Annotated in this window: 17 protein-coding genes and 2 pseudogenes; 13 read left to right on the top strand and 6 right to left on the bottom strand. The window is 67.8% G+C overall.

The window, feature by feature from the left end; translation table 11 throughout:
• Positions 1 to 180 precede the first annotated feature (180 nt).
• Positions 181 to 345, bottom strand: coding sequence for a hypothetical protein (locus ACWIGU_RS43575; protein ID WP_454407447.1), 165 nt, complete (start codon positions 343 to 345; stop codon positions 181 to 183).
• Positions 346 to 1,257: 912 nt separating this feature from the next.
• Here ACWIGU_RS43575 and ACWIGU_RS43570 point away from each other — a divergent pair.
• The 6 genes and pseudogenes from ACWIGU_RS43570 to ACWIGU_RS43545 all read left to right on the top strand — a co-directional run bounded on the left by ACWIGU_RS43570 (position 1,258) and on the right by ACWIGU_RS43545 (position 10,638).
• On the top strand, positions 1,258 to 2,382 hold the full coding sequence (locus ACWIGU_RS43570; protein ID WP_454407446.1) for an NAD(P)/FAD-dependent oxidoreductase: 1,125 nt from the start codon (positions 1,258 to 1,260) through the stop codon (positions 2,380 to 2,382).
• A 272-nt stretch (positions 2,383 to 2,654) separates the two neighbouring features.
• Positions 2,655 to 3,981 (top strand): annotated as a pseudogene (locus ACWIGU_RS43565) (RNA-guided endonuclease InsQ/TnpB family protein).
• Positions 3,982 to 5,490: 1,509 nt separating this feature from the next.
• Positions 5,491 to 6,375, top strand: a complete 885-nt coding sequence (locus ACWIGU_RS43560) for a ParA family protein (protein WP_100598861.1) — start codon at positions 5,491 to 5,493, stop codon at positions 6,373 to 6,375.
• Positions 6,376 to 6,838: 463 nt separating this feature from the next.
• Complete coding sequence (locus tag ACWIGU_RS43555) at positions 6,839 to 7,360, top strand: hypothetical protein (RefSeq protein ID WP_454407445.1); 522 nt, start codon at positions 6,839 to 6,841, stop codon at positions 7,358 to 7,360.
• Positions 7,361 to 7,734: 374 nt separating this feature from the next.
• Positions 7,735 to 8,211 (top strand): hypothetical protein, encoded by a 477-nt coding sequence (locus ACWIGU_RS43550; protein ID WP_100598863.1) that lies wholly within the window; start codon positions 7,735 to 7,737, stop codon positions 8,209 to 8,211.
• A gap of 372 nt (positions 8,212 to 8,583) precedes the next feature.
• Entirely contained in the window at positions 8,584 to 10,638 is a 2,055-nt protein-coding gene (locus ACWIGU_RS43545; protein WP_454407444.1) for a hypothetical protein, read from the top strand.
• A gap of 53 nt (positions 10,639 to 10,691) precedes the next feature.
• On the opposite strand, the gene ACWIGU_RS43540 is transcribed toward ACWIGU_RS43545, so the two are convergent.
• Together ACWIGU_RS43540 and ACWIGU_RS43535 are read right to left on the bottom strand one after the other, a co-directional pair.
• Positions 10,692 to 11,069, bottom strand: a complete 378-nt coding sequence (locus ACWIGU_RS43540) for a toxin Doc (protein WP_454407443.1) — start codon at positions 11,067 to 11,069, stop codon at positions 10,692 to 10,694.
• A gap of 1 nt (position 11,070) precedes the next feature.
• Positions 11,071 to 11,304 carry a hypothetical protein gene (locus ACWIGU_RS43535; protein ID WP_199842103.1) on the bottom strand — a complete coding sequence of 78 codons (234 nt, stop codon included), beginning with the start codon at positions 11,302 to 11,304 and terminating at the stop codon, positions 11,071 to 11,073.
• Positions 11,305 to 11,894: 590 nt separating this feature from the next.
• On the opposite strand from ACWIGU_RS43535, the gene ACWIGU_RS43530 reads away from it, so the two are divergent.
• Both ACWIGU_RS43530 and ACWIGU_RS43525 read left to right on the top strand, forming a co-directional pair.
• The gene (locus ACWIGU_RS43530) at positions 11,895 to 12,983 is read left to right on the top strand and encodes a bifunctional DNA primase/polymerase (protein WP_454407442.1); all 1,089 of its coding nucleotides are present in this window, start codon (positions 11,895 to 11,897) and stop codon (positions 12,981 to 12,983) included.
• Entirely contained in the window at positions 12,980 to 14,488 is a 1,509-nt protein-coding gene (locus tag ACWIGU_RS43525; RefSeq protein WP_454407441.1) for a DNA primase family protein, read from the top strand. The genes ACWIGU_RS43530 and ACWIGU_RS43525 overlap by 4 nt, the downstream gene beginning before the upstream one ends.
• 31 nt (positions 14,489 to 14,519) lie before the next feature.
• Here the strand turns inward: ACWIGU_RS43525 and ACWIGU_RS43520 are convergent, their stop codons facing one another.
• Positions 14,520 to 15,716, bottom strand: coding sequence for an RNA-guided endonuclease InsQ/TnpB family protein (locus ACWIGU_RS43520; RefSeq protein WP_454407440.1), 1,197 nt, complete (start codon positions 15,714 to 15,716; stop codon positions 14,520 to 14,522).
• A gap of 86 nt (positions 15,717 to 15,802) precedes the next feature.
• Between ACWIGU_RS43520 and ACWIGU_RS43515 the strand changes: the two genes are divergently transcribed.
• Both ACWIGU_RS43515 and ACWIGU_RS43510 read left to right on the top strand, forming a co-directional pair.
• Positions 15,803 to 16,204 (top strand): DUF6009 family protein, encoded by a 402-nt coding sequence (locus ACWIGU_RS43515; protein ID WP_356290839.1) that lies wholly within the window; start codon positions 15,803 to 15,805, stop codon positions 16,202 to 16,204.
• A gap of 130 nt (positions 16,205 to 16,334) precedes the next feature.
• A complete protein-coding gene (locus ACWIGU_RS43510) occupies positions 16,335 to 17,843 on the top strand; it encodes an FAD-dependent monooxygenase (RefSeq protein WP_454407439.1) in 1,509 nt (502 codons plus the stop codon).
• On the opposite strand, the gene ACWIGU_RS43505 is transcribed toward ACWIGU_RS43510, so the two are convergent.
• Positions 17,836 to 18,507 (bottom strand): ScbR family autoregulator-binding transcription factor, encoded by a 672-nt coding sequence (locus tag ACWIGU_RS43505; RefSeq protein WP_454407437.1) that lies wholly within the window; start codon positions 18,505 to 18,507, stop codon positions 17,836 to 17,838. The genes ACWIGU_RS43510 and ACWIGU_RS43505 overlap by 8 nt on opposite strands.
• A 201-nt stretch (positions 18,508 to 18,708) precedes the next feature.
• Between ACWIGU_RS43505 and ACWIGU_RS43500 the strand changes: the two genes are divergently transcribed.
• Positions 18,709 to 19,587, top strand: a complete 879-nt coding sequence (locus tag ACWIGU_RS43500) for an NAD(P)H-binding protein (protein ID WP_454407476.1) — start codon at positions 18,709 to 18,711, stop codon at positions 19,585 to 19,587.
• A gap of 98 nt (positions 19,588 to 19,685) precedes the next feature.
• On the opposite strand, the gene ACWIGU_RS43495 is transcribed toward ACWIGU_RS43500, so the two are convergent.
• Positions 19,686 to 20,678: a ScbA/BarX family gamma-butyrolactone biosynthesis protein gene (locus ACWIGU_RS43495; RefSeq protein WP_454407435.1), complete on the bottom strand. Its 993-nt coding sequence runs from the start codon at positions 20,676 to 20,678 to the stop codon at positions 19,686 to 19,688.
• A 295-nt stretch (positions 20,679 to 20,973) separates the two neighbouring features.
• Between ACWIGU_RS43495 and ACWIGU_RS43490 the strand changes: the two genes are divergently transcribed.
• Together ACWIGU_RS43490 and ACWIGU_RS43485 are read left to right on the top strand one after the other, a co-directional pair.
• Entirely contained in the window at positions 20,974 to 21,165 is a 192-nt protein-coding gene (locus ACWIGU_RS43490; protein ID WP_454407433.1) for an acyl-CoA carboxylase epsilon subunit, read from the top strand.
• Between the two features lie 125 nt (positions 21,166 to 21,290).
• Positions 21,291 to 21,484, top strand: a pseudogene (locus ACWIGU_RS43485) (methylmalonyl-CoA carboxyltransferase); the annotation flags it as partial.

The raw sequence follows: 21,484 nt of genomic DNA, 5'->3' as shown, positions 1-21,484 counted from the left end.
GCTCCCAGCCTCCCGTCCGGCATGACTGTCCGCCTGTAGCTCGGATGATCCGCGGGATGTCACCGGGCCGAAGGCCAAGGGCGAGCACCAAGGAACTCGGTATCCCCCGCGGCAAGCCGGACTCCAAACAAGCGACTGCCGACCTCTACTCCGCCGAGGCCACAGCGCCACCCGCGACGCCTACGTCATCTCCGACGCCCACGCTGCCAGCACCATGCCGCACGCCCCGCGCGACGTCGAGCCACCGGCGAGACCATCGCCCGACTGGAAATGATCGTCGGCTTCGACCACGACCTGGCCGGCGAGGCCACCCACATCGCCAACCGGCTGCGCAGGCGTGCTCACCCAGATCCACCCGCACCTGGAACGCGTCCCGAGCCCCGGCTCAACTACGCGGCGGTCCAGGCCCCTGCTTGAGCGGTTCGGTTCCGCGGCCGCCCGGCACAAGCCCGGGCGCCGTCGCCCGACCCTTGACGCCGCGCATGCTCAAGCGCCGCGTAGAGAACATCCTCATCACGCCCGACGCGCGACCGTGATCGTCCCGGGCACCGACGCGGCCGCGCTGATGGTGCCGGGCCTGGCCCGCTCGCTGCGCGCGTCCTGGACCAGCGCAAGCTCCTGGAGATGCGCATCCAATAACTGCGGCCGAGCACCCTCTGTCGAAGATCCTGACCTCCTTGCCCGGCATCGGAATGGAACCGGTGCCCGGGTCCGGATCGACGTCAGCGACACGAGCGCATTCCGACCGCCGCCCACTTCGTCTCCTACGCCGAACCGCCCCCGCGCCCCGCAGTTCCAGATCATCGACACGCAGCGAGCAACCTTCTCTGTGACCGGACAGGGTCGACGTTCTGTTCGCCACGCTCCGCGACGGCACCTCCTGCCAGTCAGCACCTTCTGCCAGTCCCGGCCCGCTGCAGCCCGCAGTTGAACTCCGAGGGGATCTGCCAGCAGCACCACGCGGTCGGCCGCGGGATCGAACCCGATCACCAGGTTCCGTAGTCGCCTTCGGCAGTCATGACCACGGGCTCGCCCAGCCGACGGCCCGGGCCGAGGAGAAGCTGGCCAAGTGGATCCAGTGGGGCCCAGGAGAGATCAATCCCTGTCGGCAGCGAAGCCTCTCGGCTTTACCGCGGTAAAGAATCCGAAGGCCGATGTCCTGGCCGGGCATCGCCGCTCAACACACGCTCATCACCGAACGGGGCGAGGCATGCTAGGAAGTGGGAGTTGGGCCGCGACCCTGGAAGGGGGCCGTTCGTGAGCGTCGGGTGCGTGCAGCGGCCTGAACGTGTTGCTGTCATCGGAGTGGGCATTCTCGGAGCCAGCGTGGGCTGGAACCTGTCGCGGCGCGGGGCCGAGGTGGTCTTCATCGACGCCAGCCAGCCAGGCGAAGGTGTCACCAACTGGTCTTTCTCGTGGGTCAACGCCAGCAACAAGACCGGGCGCAGGTCCTACTTCGACCTGAACGTTGCGGGCATGGCGGCGTACCGGGAGCTTGCAGAGACCATCGGGCCAGACTCATGGTGGCATCCCAGCGGCCACCTGCGTTGGGCTGGGGACCCCGCGGCGGAGGCGAAGCTCCTGGAAACAGCCGAGCTGCTGGCTAGTTGGGACTACAGGGTCGAGGTGTGCACGGGGGCCGAGGTACGCCGCCGCCTCGAACCTGCTCTCGCGGTGCCCGGCAAGACTCCGGTCCTGTTCTATCCCGACGAGGCATGGGTGCACGGACGGCAACTCGTCGGCCGCCTGGTCGATCGAGCCGTTGAGTCCGGCGCCGAACGCAGGTCCGGCACTGCGGTCTGCGACATCGGCATCGGCGCCGACGGGAGCATCCGGACCGTGACTCTGTCGGATGGGAGCCGTCTCGACGTCGACGCCGTTGTGAACGCGGCAGGGCCCAGCGCTTCCCGGGTCGCCCGGCTCATCGCTCGGCACTTGCCGATGCGCCGGGAACTCGGCGCCGTCACTCGGATCGACTGTGCTCGGGTCCCGGTTCGCCGAGCCATGCACGCGCCCCACGTCGAAATCCGTCCTGACGGAGATGCGTCGGTAGTCCTTCACAGCCGCGAGATCGACGCACTCATCGACACCGGTGAAGAGCCAGCGGAACTTGCACGGCTGCTCCACGAATCGGCGAAGCACGTCGTTCCGGAACTCGGCAACTCCCTCATCGCGCAGACACGGGTAGCCCACCGGCCTATCCCAGCCGACGGATTCCCCTCAGTGGGTGCGGTGCCTTCTGTGCCGGGCTATTACGAGGCTGTCTCCCACAGCGGCATCACGCTCGGGCCGGTGATCGGCCGGCTGCTTGCTGCGGAGATCTTCAGCGGGAAGAGGGACGAGATGCTTGCGGACTTCCGCCCGGAACGGTTTCCTCAGTGACAGCGTGCGGAGACGCCAGTACCGAACAGGCAGATGCGTCTGCGGCGCCCGAATCAGGCTCGTGACCGGTGCCTCCCCTGATCCCTTCTGGTCACGGTGTTGACTTCGGGGCGACCGGGCTTCAGCGGGCTCTTGCGAGGCGCCCCGGGGGGTTCACCCCCGGGAGGAATCGCATCCGGTGACGGCGATGCGGAGCATCGCCGCGACAACGGGCGCGGAGAGTCCGCAAGAAACCGGGCCGAAGTGCCCGGTGAGGAATGTGCGCTGTTTGAATGCCGGTACGTCGGGTGGCAGGTAGCGTCGCGGTCGTGAAGTTGACTGTGCAGGTGAAACTCCTGCCGACGCCCATGCAGGCGGCGGCACTTGAGGAGACCCTGCATGCCTGCAACAGGGCGGCGACCTGGGTGTCGTCCGTGGCGTTCGAAAGAGATGTGAAACGCAACTTCGCCCTGCGCGAGCACACCTACGCGGTGGTCAAGGACCGGTGGAACCTGGGAGCGCAGGCGGCCCAGCACGTCATCAAGAAGACCTGCGACACGCCTACCGCACGCTCAAGGCCAACCTGAAGGCAGGAAACCTCGGCAAGCCCTCCTCCAAGCGCTACCGGCGGGCGGTCGAGAAAACCGATCGTCTTCCGGCCCGAGGGTGCCCAGCCTTACGACGACCGGATGCTGTCCTGGCAGTACACGCAGCGCACCGTGTCGATCTGGACCCTGTCGGGCCGGATGAATGAGGTGGCGTTCACCGCCGCCCCCGAACATCTGGCCCGCCTGGCCCTGTATCGCAAGGGCGAGTCCGACCTGCTGTACCGCGGCGGCATGTGGTTCCTGACCGCCACCGCCACCTGCGAGGTCCCCGAGGCCGAACCCAACACCAACATCACGGAGTTCCTCGGGATCGATCTGGGGATCGTGAACATCGCGACCACCTCGGACGGCCAGATCATGGCCGGACGTCAGCTGAATCGCGGGCGTCTGCGCGAGCGCGTCCTGCGTCAGAAACTCCAGAAGAAGAACACTCCCTCCGCCAAACGGCGCCTGAAGAAGCGGCGCCGCAAGGAGGCGCGGCGGGTGAGGGACATCAACCACAAGATCGCGAAACATGTGGTGGCCGAGGCAGAACGCACCGGACGCGGAATCGCCCTGGAAGACCTCACCGGCATCCGCGCACGGGTACCGCTTCGCAAGCCTGGGGGTACCTCCCACGCCCTTAAGGCAGTGGGGGAGGGCCACCCACTCCTCCTGGGCGTTCGCCCAGCTCGGAGAGTTCATCGCCTACAAGGCCCGCAAGGCAGGAGTGCCGGTGGTGCACGTCAATCCGGCGTACACCTCCCGCACCTGCGCCCAATGCGGGCACGTCGACAAGGCGAACCGGGCCTCCCAGGCCCGCTTCGCATGCTGGTCCTGCGGATTTGTTGATCACGCAGACCGCAACGGCTCCCGCAACATCCGCCACCGTGCGGAAGAGTTGTGGAGATGCGGGGCGCAGTCAACCGCCCCAGACCCACCCCCGAACACCGGGCGTGGGACAGGACGCAAACCCAGCACCACAACCAGTGGCGCCCGTTGTGCAAACCCGGGTTTAGTCCCGGGTCGTTGACCCCGTGTACCGCGTCGACGTACGACGACTCGATGCATGGCCCTGCCTGATCCACCCCAGCCGGTACAGCCATCCAGCACTCCCAGCACTCCCAGCGCGCTCAGCCGCGTGACTAGGTTCGCTGAGACAGAAGCCCGAACAACTCGGTTCGCTGAGAGAACGACTGGATTGAGTAAGAGAGGACAACCGAGTCGCCGACGGCGGCAACCGAGCCGGCTCAGCCGGCCCCCGGCTTTACCGCGGTAAAGAATGAGGGTGCTGAGCCTGCGCCCCGGAGCGACGTTCCGCAGGCAGCGGTGCCGACATCCCCGACGGCTACGGCTCCCGAGACAGTCCCCGAGCCCAGGGCTCACGAACTGACGGAGCGGGACACGGACGGTCACGAGGCTGACGGCAAGAAGTTCCCTACGACAGCGGCGCCATGAGCGCGCATCTCCTGATGCGGAAGACGTGTTGGGAGTGCCCATCGACAAGCCCATCAGCATGCGATGCCCATGAAGCCTTCCCTCGCCGCAAGGGGAGGCCGGCCCTTTTGGCGTGTGGGGTATCCGCACCCTCAGGTGGTCTCGGTCGGTGCAGCCTCACCAGACCTTGCAATCTGCACGCTGCTACTGAGCCTGCAACGACAGGTGCAACGATGTTCGCCAAGCCAAAGAGCCGCCGAAGATCTGTCACTGCAACAACAACCACAACCTTGAGTGCAACGATAACTGCTTCGTTATCTACTACTTCAGCTACTCGTTTGAGTGATGCGTGTGGTGCATCATCACGCGCTACAACAAATATTTAGATGTCTGCAACGCTGCAGCCAACGATATTTCGTTCTCTAGGACGTGCGATCGTGCAAGCGATCTGACGAACGATAGGACTTGCGATCCAGCGAGCGACACGTCGATCTACGCAACGTACGATCCATCGATCGACGCAGCTATCAGTCCATCTATCTAACAAACGAGCGATGCATCTTGCGTGCGAACCAGCGATCGATCGCCCTGACTAACCGTCAAGCGAACCAGCGAGCCGACTTTCTTACGCACCTGCTAACCAAGGAGCAATCAGTCCAGCGAGCGATACGGCGAGCGAGCGAACTATGTTGCGTACGAGCTGACGCACGGTCATGCGCTCGATGTGTGCAACGTGCAAGCAGACAGTCGAGCCATCGATCACAACGACGGTTCCTTCCATGGCCGTCACTGGGACTCGTCCTCGTTCGGCATGCAGACCGTGGTGTCGCCCCTATGGCGCAGCACTGGCCTGGGACGGCGGGAGTTGGACCGAGTGAGGCGAAGCCGCGCGTCACTCCGCACGGGTGACGTGAGTCCTGTTATCGTCATGCCTGATATCCCTGTGTCACTAGAGGAAGTAGTGGCGAAAGTGGTAGGCAAACCCGGATGAACTGCCGAACTCGGCTGATCAAGCGGACATTGCGCCTTCCAGGTTCACCTTCTTCCCCTGGTGACAGATGCGAACTTGTATGAGGAAGCGACTCGCTAGAGAGGTGGGCACGCGTTGAAGGTCATCGCCGTGGCAACGCAGAAGGGCGGGGTGGGCAAGACCAGCACCACCGTCAACTTGGCGGCTGGCCTGGCCCTCGCCGGCGCCCGGGTGCTGATCGTGGACTTGGACCCTCAGGCCCAGGCCGGAACGGCAGTCGGTGTGAACCTGGTCGGGGAGGACCAGTTGGCCCGCTCCCTGGGCTGGGTGCTTCAGGCCCGGCTTCAGGGCATGCGCATGGATCTGGCCGGCGTTTGGTTCGATCGCTGCGAGTTGCTCGAAGAGTGGGAGGACGCCGGCACTTTGCATCTCCTCGCGTGTGAGGAGTCCACCATGACGTCGGCTCAGGACCTCATCCACAAAAAGGGCTTTCAGTCGACCCCCATACTGCGCCGGATGCTGGTGGAGATCGAGGATCAGTTCGACTTCGTCGTCATCGATACTCCGCCCGCCGTCTCATCCCTGTCAGCGACGGCCCTGGCTGCGGCCGACTTCGTGATCACTGTGTGCATCCCGGAGTACCCGGCACTCAAGGGCGCCGCGGCAACGCGCGGCACTGTCAAGTACGTCAAGGACCGCACGGGCGGGGAGTGTGAGCCGCAGTACCTCGGCGCCGTACTCAACCGGTCGAACCCTCCGTCCAGGTGGAAGGCCCAGGAAGTCAACATCCGCAACGGCATGCTGGATGCAGACCTCTTCCCCTTCCAGACCGATATCCGCCTCGACAACCGGATCAGCGACTCCTTCGCCTACGGGGTGCCCTCGGTCATCCGCTTCGCCAGCCACACACCCGGCAAGATGTACAGCGAGCTGATGGGCCAGATCGTGGAGCGCATGCAGTTGCCGGCGGAGAAGTGGCAGACACCGGAACGCATCGAGAGCGAGGACTCCGGTGACTGAGGAGCAACAGACTCCGGCCCAGAGGAAGAAGAAGAAGTTCAAGCCGGCGGGTGCCGCTCTCGTACAAGGCCTTCTCTCAGGCGCCGACGACGTGGCAACGCGGTCCTTCATCGGCGGGGGACAGGGCAGCACACAGTCTTCAGCTCCGTCTTCAGCTCCGTCTTCTGCCTCTGTTCCCGCGGCACAAAGCGCTCCTACAGCGACAGCCGAGCCCGCTGAGTTGCGTCTTCCACCGCAGGCCAAGGACTCAAGTCCTGCACCTGAAGCAGAGGACTCTGCGTCACCGGCCAAAGACGAGGCGCCTGCCCCGCAACCAACGCGTCAGCGCGCGCGTACCCGCGCTTCCTCTCCGAGCAGCGAAGTTTCCTCTCGCTCTGCCTCTCCCGCACCGGCCGAGCCGAGGCCCGAGGAGGCGGCTGTCTCCGCAGCCGCGACAGAAGCACAGGAGAAGTCAGCGAAGGCGGTGCACAAGCCGGCTCAGGGGGAGGCGCGTACGGCTTCCGCCCGACCGGCGCAGGAGGAACGCGGCACGGACTGGGCTCACGCTGCACTGCATGAGTCCTTCGCCGATGCCAAGATGCGATCCAACCAATGGAAGTCCTACGGCTTTCGCATCGCTCCCGATGTCCTCGCCCGCCTCAAGGAGCGTCTCAGCGCAGACCGGATGAGCAGCGGAAACAGGCAGCTCGCGCTCGGCCACTACCTGGATGCTGCTTTGCGGCATGTCTCGGGAGACGTGCCGCAGTGGATCGATCAGGCCACGGACTTCGCCACTGAGCGGCTGTGGGACTCGGAGTCGACACAGCCTTCTTCGTATCGTGTGGGCAGTGTGGCTCACGCGTGGGTCTCCGGACTCAGCAACGCACTGCAGTCGGCCGACTTCGGGCGCAAGGGCACTCTGGTGATCTCGGCGCAGGTGGAGCTCTACCTGGATGCGCTTGAGTCCGAGGGGCCGTTGGTCCGTCCGGAACGGCGTCGCCACTAGACGCACCACCAGAAGCGGCGTGGCCTGTGAAAAAGGGGCTGGGGAGAGACGGTTGTCTCTCCCCAGCCCCTTTTTCACAGGCAGAACCTGCGGCGGCAACGATCTATGCAACGTTATCTGCAACGCTGCAACCAACGATGTGACGAGCAATCAATCATGCGAACGAGCAGACTAGCGATCTCACGATCCATGTGTCACTAGAACTCACGGGGTGACGGCAGGGGCACTTGAAGGTGATGTCCGCTCAAAACCCGGTCATAGGCCGGGAATTGCGCTATGGGCGACACGCCGAGTCTCTAGTGACGCCAGATTCGTGTGTCTTGTTTGCGCTAGGGTGTGTTCACGATCAACAGACTTGTCAGGAGAGTCCAGCGATGTCGCTGAACCATGGCCAACTCAGCACCAGTGCCGTTGCCACAGCAGCAGGCCTCAGTGAGTCCTGGGCTTGGAAAGCTCGCGACCAAGGGGTCCTCCATGAGCCTCACTTCGAGGACTCGGTGGTGGCCCTTCGCGTGTACGCGTTCGTCTCTCAGATCGTCTGGCCCGGGACGCGCCGACCACGCAGTGCCCGCCAGGACCTCGAGTTGTGGCAGTCGTCCGCAGTCGAAGCCGCCCGCCAGGCGGTCTCCGACTCAAAGACCACGCCCCAGACCGTCCTGTGGGTTCTGGAGGATTCCGTTCATCTGGTCACAACACCCGGTGAGCGGGCGGCCTTCGACCTGGAACAGCTTGAGGGCCGGGTCGCCATCCGCATCCCCGTCGGGCTGTGGGTGGCAGAACTTCCCGACGCCATGGCTTCACTCAAGACTCGCCGCCGTCGCTCCAGCACCAAGGCAGCAACCGCGGCCTAGGGGAGTGGTACGCGCGGGCAGTCGCCAAGCTCCTCGCGCCGCCGCTCCAGACCGGCACAACCCACCACGGCCCACCGACGCGAAGCGGCCTGGGATCTGCAATTCCCAGGCCGCGCGCGTCAGTAGAAGGAGATGACAGCCAGCTAGACGCTTCCAGCTGAATACCGCCTCACCGAACTCGTCATGTGTCCTTGGCCGGGCCGCCGAGTCGCGATGAGGGTTTGCCAACTCACCTATCTCCTACCGGAGCAGATTATAGCTACCCATGCGTGGGCTGGTTCAGTGCTGCCTCAAACAGGCTCTGAAAACCACCCCAAGACGTCACAAATCACTCGATACGAGTTGGGCAACCCGCTCCAGCTGACGAAGACGATGCGCAACCGCCTCCTGGGAGCGGTTCGTGCGCTGGTGGCGGACCCCGCCCTGCGGGATGCATCGGACGGTGCCCGCCTCGCGGCCGTCGTACTCACTGCGAAAGCCCAGTTCCGGGACGGGTACCGGACATCGATCTGGGCATCGGAGCTGGGTCGGTGGCTCGGCGTATCCCAGTCAACGGTCGCGCACACCGTGCTGCCCGAGCTTCGTCGTTCCGGCGTGCTCGCCTCGAGCGTCGCGACCAACGCCTTAGGGCATGCAACGGGCCTGAAGTGCTGGGTCGTGCCGGTGTACCGGGCGCAGAAGGCCGGCGACCGGCGGCACGCGCTGGCGTTGTCCCGCTCGGAGCTCTCGGTGCTGTTGCGGTTGTGCGAGGTGTTGTTCGGTCCGGGGTGGGCGCCGAAGGGCAAGGATCCGGTGCCTGCCGGGCTGCTCGCGGGCCGTACGGGCCGGGGTGCGGCGACGGACCGGCTCGGTTTGCTGCTGATGGTGCTGACGACGGGTTCGACGGGCTGGCTGAGGCTGTGCCCCGGGGCGGTGGACAGCGGGCGGGGGCGTCCGGCGGCTACGGTCGCCCGGCTTCTGGGCTGCACGGCGGCGGCCGGGGCGAAGGTGCTCAAGCGGCTCCAGGAGCACGGCGTCGCGGACGTGGTGCGGCACAAGACCGGCTCGGGTCTGCACGCGAAGTCGCGGGTGCGCCTGGTGCCGGTGGCGGGGGCCCACGGCCTCGCCGTGCGGGAGGCCCGCCGGGCGGCCGGTGCGGTGTTTTCAGAGCACGCCGCTACTGCATCCGGAGATCTTGAGCCCGGCCAGACGAGCAAGACCCTTGTGGCTGCTGGCGTGGAAGAACCTGGGCAGGGCGACATCGCGGGATCGGCAGACCTCGCTGCAACTGCACAGCACCACGCTCTCCACGCTTCTGTGGTGACTGCTGGTGGGTGTCTTGCGCTCTCTCGTGGCTTTTCCGGCGAAGGCCGTGGTCGGAACGGTGATCTGCCGGACCGCGCGTGCCCGCGCGAGGACAGGCCCGGCCACGGCAACGCTGTTGCCCGGTTGACGCCGGTCGACTCCGAAGGTGGCCCGCTGCGCGGGGAACAGCCGAAGAAATCCCCGGTTGTCGAAGGCGGGACGGTCGGCCGCGGCCAGGTGACTGGCGCAAGCGTGCGGGCCCCCTACGGCCAGAGCAGGCAGCAGCAGCAGGCAAGGGTGGCCCTGCCTTCGCAGGATCTGCTGGCCGTCCTGGCTCCGGTCCGGCTGGTCTGGGAACAGCTGGAGCGTCCGGCCGCCCGTCGCCTGGTGGAAGCCAGGGCCCGTACGGAGCTGGCCCGGGTCGTGGGCTTCGCCGGTCCCGCCGACGCCCCGCAGATCCTCGCTGACCGGCTGGCCCGGCGGCTGGAGGACCAGTTGCGCCTCGGCGGGCCGATCACGGATCCGGTGGGCTGGCTCATCGGCCGGGGCATGCCGCAGCGCCAGGAGTGCGGCGACGTGCGGTGCGACGACGGCGCGCTGCTCGACTCCGGCCGGGACTGCCCTCGCTGTGAGGACCGCAGAGCCGACCGCCGTGCGCAGCGCCGCGCGGTCGCGGCCGCCGTGGATGCCGCGATGCCTTCAGCGTCCGAGACCGAGCGGCGGACGGCCGCCGAGCAGCAGCTGCACGAGACGGTCGTGGCCAGGGCATGGGCCCGCGAGCGGGAGTGGGAGCAGGTCCGTGCCCGGCAGGCGGCTGCAGCGCAGGCCCGTACCGGAGCTGCGGCACACCGGCCTGTCGACGAGGTTCCGCCCGCGTCTGTGGCCCTGGTCGTGGTGCCTGCGCCGCGCCCGGCTCCGGTCGTAGTCGACCATGATCTGGTTCTCGAGGACTTGACCCGCGAGCAGGTTCTGGACTGGCGCGATCGCGCAGCTCATGACCACCAGGTGGTGTTCGACCACATCGACCGCTACGGCGAGAGGTCGGCGCAGCGCCTGTTCACCAGGTCGTTCGTGTCGCAGGTGCGGCGCCTGTCCGGCCTCGGGCACCTGGACCTCGGCTACACCGCCTGGGGGCAGGCGTGAGCGGTGGTGAGGTACCGGACGTCGTGGCCCCGCGAGGGGCTCCCGGCGCGCCTTCAGATTTTCCAGGTGCGCAGGTGGCCGGCCACGGTGTAGACGTCGAGGCGGGTGTCGCGGATCTTGTGTACGAGGTCGGAGAGGGCGCCGTAGGGCGGGTCGATGGTCTCGCCGGACTGGTCCATGTACTGGGCGGCGACGAACGCCGCGTACAGGCTGTTGTGGTGGGGGAGTGGTTCGAGGCGGGCGATGGTGTGCAGGAGGGCTGCTGCCCGCCAGGCGTTGTCCGGGTCGGACTCCTCGAGGGTGGGCATCCTGGTTTTGTGGCGGGCCACGGCCGCCACGAGCGCCGAGTAGTCGGACACGCTCATGTCCTGGCGGCCGACGGCGAACTCCTGGACGTCCAGCAGCCACGCCACATCCACGTACAAGATCATGTCAGGCGGCCGCTGCCGGGGAGCCGGGTGACGGGGCCTCGTCGGGGAACGCCTCGTCGAACTCGGAGCGCAGCCTGTCGGCCCAGGCGGAGGCGCCGGCGACGAACTGCTTGCGCTGCAGCTCGCGTACGCCGAGGTCGTGCAGGTACTCCTTGAGGCTCTTGCCCTCGGCGGCGGCACCCGCGCGTACGGCTTCCATTTCCTCGTCGGTGAAGGACACATTGAGAGACGGCATACCGCCATGGTACCTAATTGGTACCTGCTGTGCGGCGGAGCGGGGACAGTGATGTGAGCGACCGTAGCGACCCGAATAAGGACATTGCTGTCCGGGCCGGGGCGCGTGAGTGCATGTTCGCTGCAGAGTCGCTTGAGTCGCTGGACCCGGTGCGTTAGCTGCTGGTCGCTGCCCGGCGCGGGGCGGCGACGCGGGCGCCAGCTACGGGCCAGGCCTTTGGTCACTGTCGGTCGCTCGGGTAAAAGTGCAGGTCAGAGGTTGTGGTCCGGCGAATCAGCGACCCAAGCGACTGAAGGTGCAGATATATGACGGTGCCGCCTAGGGCAGGTGGGTGTGCGTGTGCGTCATATATGGGGAGCTTGGGTCGCTTCAGTCGCTGTTGGTTCTGCTGTACCCCCTCTGAGCTGTGCTTTGAGGGGCGGTCTCGGTGGCTGGACACGCACCTGCCGGTCGCTGCGTGATGACGACGGTCGCTTCGGCCGAGCGATCCTTTGCCGATCTTTGTTTCCTCACTGACCTCGTGCGTATCTCCCGCTTCGCTAATCTGTCCCAGCGGCTTCGGTCGCTTCAGTCGCTGCATGGGGGTGCACATGGCGTTTGAGCTGCTGGTTCCGGACAGCGACTCAGGGGGACAAGCGCGCCGGGCGCTGGCGACGGCCCGCTGGTTCGCCGGTCGTGGCTGGCCCGTTCATCCGCTGTCGCCGGGCCGCAAGACGCCTGCGGGAAGCTGCGCGGACTGCCGTGCGCCCGGGCACAGTTACGAAGGATGCGGCTGCCTGGTCGAGGGCCGCTGGTGTCATGGATTCCGCGCCGCCACGCTCGATGCCGCCCGGATCAACCGGTGGTGGGGGGCCAACCCGCGTTTAGGCGTGGGGGTCTCCTGCGGTCCGGCGGGCCTGGTCGTCATCGACATCGACGCGCATGAGCGACAACTCCCGGACAGGACAAGCCTGTTGCCCGGGATCCCCATCGCGGAGCAGGTCGATCTGACCGGCCTCGCGAACGGCTTTCACACGCTCGGCGTCCTGGCCGCCCTGCGCGGCGCGACGAGCCCGGCACAGGACACATCCACGATGCGCGTACGTACCCCTTCCGGCGGCCTGCACGTGTGGTACCGGGCCCAGCCGGGCCGGCGGTATCAGTGCTCCACCGGGTCCGGCGGTGGCCGCGCCCTGGTCTGGCAGGTCGATGTCCGGGCGCACGGCGGCTACATCGTCGCCCCGGGCACCGTCACCGACGCCGGCGCGTACACAGTGATGGGCCCCGTGCGTGAACCCGCGGCGCTGCCCGCCTGGCTCGCCCGCGAGCTGGACCGTACCGGGCATCTGCCGCGGCCGCCCGCGCCCCGGCCGGTCGTTCCCCGCGCGCGGCAGGCCGTCATCGCGGCGGGCGGCGGGCGGACCACGGCGAGCCGGGTCCTGCGGGCCTCGCTCGCCGACGTGAGCGCGTGTGCCGCCGTACCCGAAGGGGCCGCGTTCTCCGAGAAGTTGAACCGCGCCGCCTACATCGCCGGAGGGCTTGTCGCCGCCGGGCACCTCGACGCGGACGAGGCCGAGCGGTCCCTGACCGAGGCCGCGGCGCTGGCCCGCGGCGGACAGGAAAGGCGCTGCGCGTCGATCATCCGCAGCGGGCTGCGTGCGGGTCAGCTGCACCCGCTGCATCCGGGGGGCCGAAAGTGAGCGCACGCGACAACGACACGCTGTTCGACTTCGATGCCCAGGCCGTGGCCACGCAGATCCTCGCCAATCCGGTGCTCCCGCCACCCCGCCACGAACCGGGTGAGGGCGTGGTCGCCACGGCCGAAGGGCTGCTGCCCGACACCCTCAGCGACCGCGGCAACGCCAAGCTCTTCGTCCGTCTCTACGCGCGTGACTACCGGCATGTGCCGGGTCTTGGCTGGTTCCGCTGGGACGGCACACGCTGGCAGGTCGACGAGGACGACACCGTGCTGTGGGCCGCGGGTGATCTCGCCGAGTCGCTGGCCACCGGCGACCCGCGCGGTGTGTTCGCTCCGCAGGCGCTGCAGCAGCACCGTCGACGCGCGCTGAGCACCAGCGGCATGAACGCGATGCTCACCCAGGCCAAGTCCGCGCCCGGCATGGTCCTCAACGCCGCCCGCCTTGACGCCGATCCGTACGCTCTGTGCACCCCGTCCGGAGTCGTCGACCTGCGGACCGGGACGATCCACCGCGCCGACCCCGACAAGGACTTCCATTCGCGCTCCACCACGGCGGCTCCGCTGGCGATGCCGACGCCGCGTTGGGACCGCTTCCTCAGGGACACCTTCGGTGCGGATCCCGAGGGCGCGGAGATGATCGACTTCCTGCATCTGCTGCTGGGCTACTCCCTCACCGGAGACGTCGGCGGGCAGGTCATGCCGTTCCTCTTCGGCTCCGGCAAGAACGGCAAGTCGGTGCTGCTCGATGTGCTGATGAAACTCATCGGCGACTACGCCGATGCCGCCCCGCCCGGCTTCCTCATGGCCCGCCCTTACGAGGGTCACCCCACCGACCTGGCCGAACTCCACGGCCGCCGCGTCATCGTGTGCAGCGAGGTCAAGCCCGGAGACCGGTTCGACGAGGCGCGGGTCAAGCTGCTCACGGGCGGGGACCGGATCAAGGCGCGCCGTATGCGCCAGGACTTCTTCAGCTTCCAGCCGACCCACAAACTGTGGCTGTTGGGCAATCACCGGCCCGAAGTCGGCTCGGGCGGCTTCGCGTTCTGGCGGCGGATGCGTCTCATCCCGTTCGAGCGCGTCGTGCCCGACCACCGGAAGATCGACAATCTCGCCGACCTCCTCGTCACGGAGGAGGGCCCCGGCATCCTCAACTGGCTGATCGAGGGCGCCCGTCGCTATCTCGGCGGCGAGCGGGACCTCACCGGACCCGAGCGCGTCCGCATCGCCACCACCGCGTACGCGGAGACCGAGGACCACACCGGGCGCTTCCTGAGCGAGTCCTGCCGTCTGGACACCGAACTGAGGGCCGAACAAGCGTGGCTGTACACGGCCTATAAGACGTGGTGCCAGAATGAGGGAGCCCCGCCCATCTCGTCACGCGCCTTCGCGGCCCGGGTCCGCGAAGTGCTGGGACTGGCATCGCCCAAGGCGATGATCCTCTCCAACCAGCGGAAGTACTACCCGGGCATCGGACTGACGGCACTGGCCGACGAGGAGAGAGCTTGACTTCCCCCGTCTCCCTGAAGGGAGAGGATTCCTACGGCTCGCGCCGTGGGGTTTCCTGCTTCACTGCCGACTGCCCGCCCGGAGTTCTCCGTTGAGGTCTTACGCCGGCTCCACAGGCCGATGCCGCCAGCCCGGCGGCCAGAAGATTGTTCGCTGCATTCTCGTCCCGGTCGTGGGTCGTTCCGCAGTTCTCGCACGTCCAGGTGCGGATGTTGCGCGGCAACTTGTCCTGCAAGGCGCCGCAGTGGGAGCACAGTTTGGAGGAGGGGAAGAAGCGGTCGACTGCGACAACTTCCCGCCCGTACCAGGCCGCCTTGTACTCCAGCATGCTCCGGAACTGCGCCCACGACGCGTCCGAGATGGCTCGCGCCAGGGTGTGGTTCTTGACCATGTTCCGGACGGTCAGGTCCTCGATGACGAGCGTTTGGTTTTCACGCACGAGTCGAGTCGTGAGCTTGTGCAGCAGGTCCCGTCTGCGGTCGGTGATCTTCGCATGCACTTGGGCAACCCTGCGGCGGGCCTTGGTCCGGTTGTTGCTGCCCGGCGTCTTGCGGGACAGCTCCCGTTGGGCCCTGGCGAGCCGGGTCCGGTCACGGCGTTCATGCCGGGGGTTGGCGATCTTCTCCCCCGTCGAGAGGGTCAGCAGGTGGGTCAGGCCGACGTCGATGCCGATGGCCGTGTCGGTGGTGGGGAGCGGCTTGACGGTGGGGTCCTCGCACAGCATGGACACGAACCAGCGGCCCGCCGCATCGCAGGACACGGTCACCGTGGACGGAACCGAACCCTCGGGCAGGGGGCGGGCCCACACGATGTCCAGGGGCTCGGACATCTTGGCGAGCTTCAGGACACCATCGCGGTAGCGGAACCCCGAGGATGTGTACTCCGCCGACTTGCGCGACTTCTTCCGGGACTTGAACCGCGGGTACTTCGACCGCTTGGCGAAGAAGTGCGCGAATGCCGTCTGAAGGTGCCGCAGCGTCTGCTGGAGCGGTACCGAGGACACCTCGCTGAGGTAGGCGAGTTCCTCGGTCTTCTTCCACTCGGTGAGCAGTGCGGACGTCTGGTTGTAGTTGATCCGCTCCTGCCGCGCCCAGGCTTCGGTACGGGCCGCCAGGGCCATGTTGTAGACCCTGCGCACACATCCGAACGGGCGCGACAGCTCGGCTGCCTGCGCATCACTCGGATAGAAGCGGTACTTGAACGCCCGCTTCACATGGCCCCCGGTCACGCTCACAAACTAGAACGGGATCACGTAAACATCAATCCTGCGTTTCCTCTCCGCCCTGCAGGGCGGAGTATCCACGGAGGTATGCGATGAGCGCCCTCATCACCGAGTACGAGATCGCGCATGAGACCGATCTGGTCTGGCTCGAGGACATCGACACGCTGGACTACGTCCGCCAGAGCCTGGACCGGCTGCCCACCCGCCGGGGCAGGCCCGCCTACCACCGGGACGGCCGCATGGTCGGCTACGCGGTTCTCGGCACGCAGGCCAAGCCGTCGCGGTCCTCGGGTACGTTCCGCCGCCGTGTCTTCTGGCTGCTGCCGCACGACCGGGACAGCGAGCCCGAGGGCCTGTATGCCAAGGGTGCCCCGGCCGAGGCCGTGGACCCGCGCACGCTCGGGCCCGGTGACAAGGGCCGTAAGACCGAGCGCTCGGAGGGCGGGCCGCCGTCCTCGGCCATGCGGGCGCTGGGGATCACGCTGCCGCTGTAACGCCACAGGCACCCTTCGTTTCCGGTCAGAGAGCCTGTGGAGTGCCGCACGGACATTGCAAAGAACCGTCCGCCCGGTATATTTCTCCGCCGAGGGCATGACTGCAGGGCACCTACCGTAGGGGGAACGGGTGGCGAGTCGTATTCATGTGCAGGTGGCGATAGTCGGCGGGGGGCCGGTCGGCATGTGCCTGGCCGCCGAGCTGGCGGCGCACGGGGTGCGCGTCCTGGTACTGGAGTCCCGTACCGATGTGTCCCTGCGCCCCAAGGCGACCACGCTGCACGCCCGGACGGTGCAGTCCCTGGTCCGGCGCGGACACCTCGCGGGCCTGATATCCGCCGGCGGGGCCGCCACAAGTCCCTTCCATTTCGCGGGGATTCCCGGTCTCGCGATCTCGGCTCCGGCCGGGGAGCCGGAGCCCGTACTCAAGTGCCCGCAGGCCGAACTCGAGCGGCGCTTCGAAGAGCGGGCCCGTACCGCAGGCGCGCGGATCCTGCGGGGCGTGTCGGTGACGGACGTCCAGCAGGAGGACGACGCGGTCCGCATCACGGCCCGCGGGCCGCAGGGGTGCTGGAGCTGGCGGGCCGAGTACCTGGTGGGGGCGGACGGTGCGCGCAGCACGGTGCGCGAGCTCGCGGGCATCGGCTGCCGTGCGTATCCGGCGACCGTGTCCGCGATGATGGGCCGGGTCCGCCTCCAGCGGCCGGACGAGCTGCGCCCGGGCTGGCACCGCACCCGACGCGGCTGGATCGTCGCCAAGGCGGACCCGGACGGCGGGGTCCACCTGCGGACGCTCAACTGCCAACGGGAGCACAGCGACCGGTACCGGCCGCCCACCCTCGACGAGCTGCGCTGCGAGGTCGGCCGGATCGCCGGGCGTGACATCGCCATGAGCGAACCGCGGTGGCTGAGCAGGTTCAGCGACTTCTCCCGGATCGCGCGTACCTACCGCGCCGGACGCATCCTGCTGGCGGGCGACGCGGCGCACGTGCACTTCCCGATCGGCGGCCAAGGGCTCAGCACGGGGCTGCTCGACGCCGTCAATCTCGGCTGGAAGCTGGCGCTCACGGTGTGCGGCAATGCGGGGGAGGGGCTGCTCGACACCTACGACCAGGAGCGCAGGCCCGCCGCGCAGCGGGTCGTCGACAACACGCGGGCCCAGCTCGCCCTGATGCGGCCGGGAGCCGAACTCGACCCGCTGCGGGAGCTGTTCGGCGATCTGCTGTCCAGGGGAGCGGAGAACAGCAGGCTCGGCGCGATGATCAGTGCCCAGGACACGGTGCTGCCCTGCCGCACGGGGCATTCCTCCGCCTGGGAAGGAAGGTTTCTGCGCAATGTTCCGCTGACCACGGGGGAGGGGCCCACCGATGTGATCGGGCTGCTCCGCGAGGGCCGGCCGGTGCTGTTGCTTCTCGGGGAGCGGGGCAGCCGGTATGCGGAGCAGGTCCGGGACTGGTCCGGGTCGCTGCGTGTCGTCCATGCCGCCCCGGCGCCCGAGATCTCCTGCGATGCGCTGCTCGTACGGCCCGACGGCTACATCGCCTGGGCCCCGGACGGCGACGAGCTGGCCTCGGCCCTGACGGCGTACCTGGGACCGGGCCGGCCGGCCGGGAGGGGACGTGTGCGGGCGCTCAGCTGACCCTGGTCGGCGCGGTCTGCTCGGCCTCCAGCGCCTGCAGTTCGGCGGAGACCTTCGCGCCCCGGCTCTCGGTGAGGTCCACGGAGGTGAGTACGGAGGACAGCACCACGCTGGGCAGCACGTGGCGCAGCAGGGCGGAGGCCCTGAACAGCAGATCCTGGTAGTCGCGCATGGCCTGGGACATGGCCTGGACTCCGGCGAAGGAGCCCACCAGGACCTCGGCGGTCTCCGCCGGCACGACATGGGGAAGCAGCTCGCCCTGGCTCTGGGCCTTGTCCAGCAGCATCTGGATGATCCCGCCCCATTGCGTGAACGGAGCGCTGCGGTCGAGCCCATGGGCCTGCTGGTCGAGCGACAGCCGGACACCTGCCCGGACCATCGGGTCGGTCTGCAGGCGGTAGGCGTGCACCATCACCGTGTCGACGAGCTGCTGGATCTTGCAGGCGCGATCGGGAATGGGCAGCCGCTGGCCCTGCTCCTGAAGGACCCCCTCCGCCAGGTGTTCCTTCGAGGGGAAGTGGAAGTACAGGGCTCCCTTGGTGACACCGGCCGTGGTGAGGATCTCGCTGATGGTCGCGGACTGGTAGCCGCGCTCCTCGAAGACCCTTGCCGCCGCCGAGAGCAGCGTCTGCCGTGTACGAATGGCTCGATCCTGCTGCGCCATCGTGGCCTCCTCCGATCGATGAGCCCGGAGACCCAATAAAAAAACCGTCCAGTTTGTATCTTACTTCGGATGGCGCTTCGCGCGAACCATCCGCCGTGCAGGAATCGGAATCGACATGAAACGGCCACGAATGAGGAGGCACTTGCGGTGAGCGGATCGACGGCTGTGGGGTCGCAGCGGAGAGAGAGCGGGGACGATCCGGTGATCCTCGTGACCGGGGCGACCGGGACGGTGGGCCGGGAGTTGGTCCGGCGGCTCCCCTCCGGCCTGCGCGTCCGGCTCATGACGAGGAATCCCGCGAGGATCACGGGCATGCCCGCCACCGTGGAGACGGTCGCTGCGGATCACGGCGATCCGCAGTCGCTGGCCCGCGCCCTGGAGGGTGTGGGGACGGCCTTTCTCGTCACCAACCGCATCGCCGGTGACGACGACGCCCGGTTTGTCCGCGCCGCGTCCACGGCGGGAGTGCGGCGTCTGGTGAAACTCTCCGCGGCGGCCGTCCTCGACCCGGACGCCGACGACGTCATCACGCGGTGGCAGCGTGCCAACGAGGAGCTGCTGCGCACCTGTGGCATGGAGTGGACCCTGCTGCGGCCGCGCGCGTTCATGTCCAACTCCCTGTCCTGGGCGGCGTCCATCCGCTCCGAGCGCGTCGTACGGACGCTCCATGGGACCTCGGCCAACGCCTGTGTGGATCCCCGGGACATCGCGGAGGTCGCGGTGCGCGTCCTGACCGAGGAGGGGCACGCCGGCAAGGCCTACACCCTGACGGGGCCCGAGGCGATCACAGCGGTCGAGCAGACGGATCAGCTCAGCCGACTGCTGGGCATCCCGCTGGGCTTCGAGGAACTGACTCCCGACGAGGCGCGCAACGGCCTGGCCGAGCGCTGGCCGGCGCCGGTGGTCCAGGCCCTGCTGGAGAGCGCGGAACGCCAGCGCAGCGGGGCCAAGGCCGGTGTGGACGACACGGTTCGCGCGGTCACCGGGCGCCAGGCGGGCACTTTCGGCGCCTGGGCACGGGACCATCTCGCCGCGTTCGCCCCGGACTCGGCCGCGCTCCGCCCGCGGGTGCTGGGCTGAGCGACGGGTGGAGCAGGCGTGACACGGAGCGGGTCCGGCATCCCCGGGGAGTGCCGGAACATCGCCGGGGACACCGCGCGGCAGCTCGCTGTGCGGTATCAGGCCGGGCTCGCTGCCACGGTGACGGTGGACCAGAACACGAGCTCGCCCTCCTGGTGGCCGGTCACGACCACGGACTCCGTGCTGTCCTCGCTCGCCCTCGGCAGACGCCGCGCCTCGATCAGGCAGGGTGTGTCCAGTTCGGCGTAGCGCTTGAATTCACTGGTGACGTCGAGGGGCAGGGAAGAGCGTCCCAGGGCCGCGGCCGTGGCCTGGCGGGCGGCTTCGATCAGCACCATGCCCGGCACATGGTCGCCCGGGTGCTCGAAGAGGACCGGGTGGCGGGTGTCCACCCTGAGCTGCCAGCTGTCCGGCTCTCCCGTGGGTGACAGCACGACGTCCATGGGGGAGGTGCGGCCGACGTTCTGCGGCGCGGTCGGGCTGGTCAGGGGGAGCGGGCGGCGGCCACTGTTCAGGCGTTCGGCGCGCAGTCGCTCGTAGACCTTGGGGGTGGTGCAGGTGAGGCCGGCGCTCCCGGTCGCGGCGATGTGGCCGTCACGGCGGATGGTGACGTCGTAGTGGAAGCCCGTCAGCTTGCCGCAGCGCTGCTTGACGTCGCTGCAGACGATCTCCATGTCCAGTGCGGCCGGTGTCCCGTCGACCGCTATGTGCTCCGGCCGCACCGAGACCGAGAGGTCCCACATGAGGAAGTGGTGGCCGAGCGGAACGCCGAACTCCGCGTGCGACAGGAGAGCTCCGACCTGGCGGATCGTCTCGGCCACGATGAGCGGGTCGTGGCAGCCGTCGACGTTGGTGTAGAAGCTGTGCCCGCGCGGCCACTGGGCGGACGCGACGAAGTGGGTGTCGTCCAGCCGCGCCCAGTCGGTGAGCAGTACTTCGGCGACGCCGGCGCGGTGCACGAGCTCCTTGGGCACCGTGGTGGTCAAGGAGGGGAAGCGGCTGATGTCGCCGCGGTGAGGCGCTGTGCTGAGGGACGGTGCGACAGCTGTGTCGATCGACGCGTGCTCGGTGCGGAACGTGATCACGGACATGCTTCCCCCTGCGCGGATACGAGACCGGGTGTGTCTCACTGAGCGAGAAAGATACATACCATCCGGTTTAATTTCCAGGGATCCGCGAACTCCTGAGGCTCGAGATATGGAGTGATCTGCTCCGAATCGGGCGGACCGGAGCTCTCGGGTTTCCTCGACTGGCGTCTGACGTGCGGCTCCTGTGGTGACGGCCGGGCCGTGCACCCAGGGGCGGCCGCATCTCAAGTGAAGCCAAAGCGACTCTCGAGTGCCCCGGTCGACCGTTCTTCCACGGACTGCGGAAGGAGGGCGACCGATGAGCAGGGGCGAAGCCGTACTCCGTGTCGAGCGGGGGCGGGCGGACGATGCCGAACTCGCGGCCCTGACAGCCGTGTTGCTCGCGCTGCAGCGGGCGCGCGAGAAGCCGGACGACGAACTCGAGGCGGCCGTTGCCACCTCCTGGTGGAGGAGGCCCGAGGGCTTTGTGCCGCCCGGAAGCTGGCGGTAGCCGCACGGCCTGTAGTAATCCTCGAGTTCCCACCTTAAAACCGCGTACGCGGTTTGTTAATGTGTGCTGCATGGACCCGGGGTGGGACCTCCGCGGCCTTGTCCCAGGAGGGGACTGACATGGCGATGACGACTGCCCTTGCACCGACCGAGGCGGGGCCCAGCGACGCGTGTGGACGCGTGGCCGAGTTGCACGCGATCCGTGAGCAGGCGCTGCGCGGGCCCAGTGACAAGGCGACCGAGGCCCAGCGTGCGAAGGGCAAGCTGACCGCGCGTGAGCGGATCGAGCTGCTGCTGGACGCGGGGTCGTTCAACGAGGT

Source organism: Streptomyces sp. NPDC055400 (assembly GCF_053644375.1).
Note: the sequence above shows the minus strand (reverse complement) of the source record. Positions and strands in the feature narration are given on the sequence as shown.

Excerpts from the sequence above, each read along its gene's own strand:
- ACWIGU_RS43550 (WP_100598863.1), top strand. The coding sequence starts at position 7,735 with ATGTCGCTGAACCATGGCCAACTCAGCACCAGTGCCGTTGCCACAGCA.
- ACWIGU_RS43545 (WP_454407444.1), top strand. The coding sequence starts at position 8,584 with ATGCGCAACCGCCTCCTGGGAGCGGTTCGTGCGCTGGTGGCGGACCCC.
- ACWIGU_RS43540 (WP_454407443.1), bottom strand. The coding sequence starts at position 11,069 with ATGATCTTGTACGTGGATGTGGCGTGGCTGCTGGACGTCCAGGAGTTC.
- ACWIGU_RS43535 (WP_199842103.1), bottom strand. The coding sequence starts at position 11,304 with ATGCCGTCTCTCAATGTGTCCTTCACCGACGAGGAAATGGAAGCCGTA.
- ACWIGU_RS43530 (WP_454407442.1), top strand. The coding sequence starts at position 11,895 with ATGGCGTTTGAGCTGCTGGTTCCGGACAGCGACTCAGGGGGACAAGCG.
- ACWIGU_RS43515 (WP_356290839.1), top strand. The coding sequence starts at position 15,803 with ATGAGCGCCCTCATCACCGAGTACGAGATCGCGCATGAGACCGATCTG.
- ACWIGU_RS43505 (WP_454407437.1), bottom strand. The coding sequence starts at position 18,507 with ATGGCGCAGCAGGATCGAGCCATTCGTACACGGCAGACGCTGCTCTCG.
- ACWIGU_RS43495 (WP_454407435.1), bottom strand. The coding sequence starts at position 20,678 with ATGTCCGTGATCACGTTCCGCACCGAGCACGCGTCGATCGACACAGCT.
- ACWIGU_RS43490 (WP_454407433.1), top strand. The coding sequence starts at position 20,974 with ATGAGCAGGGGCGAAGCCGTACTCCGTGTCGAGCGGGGGCGGGCGGAC.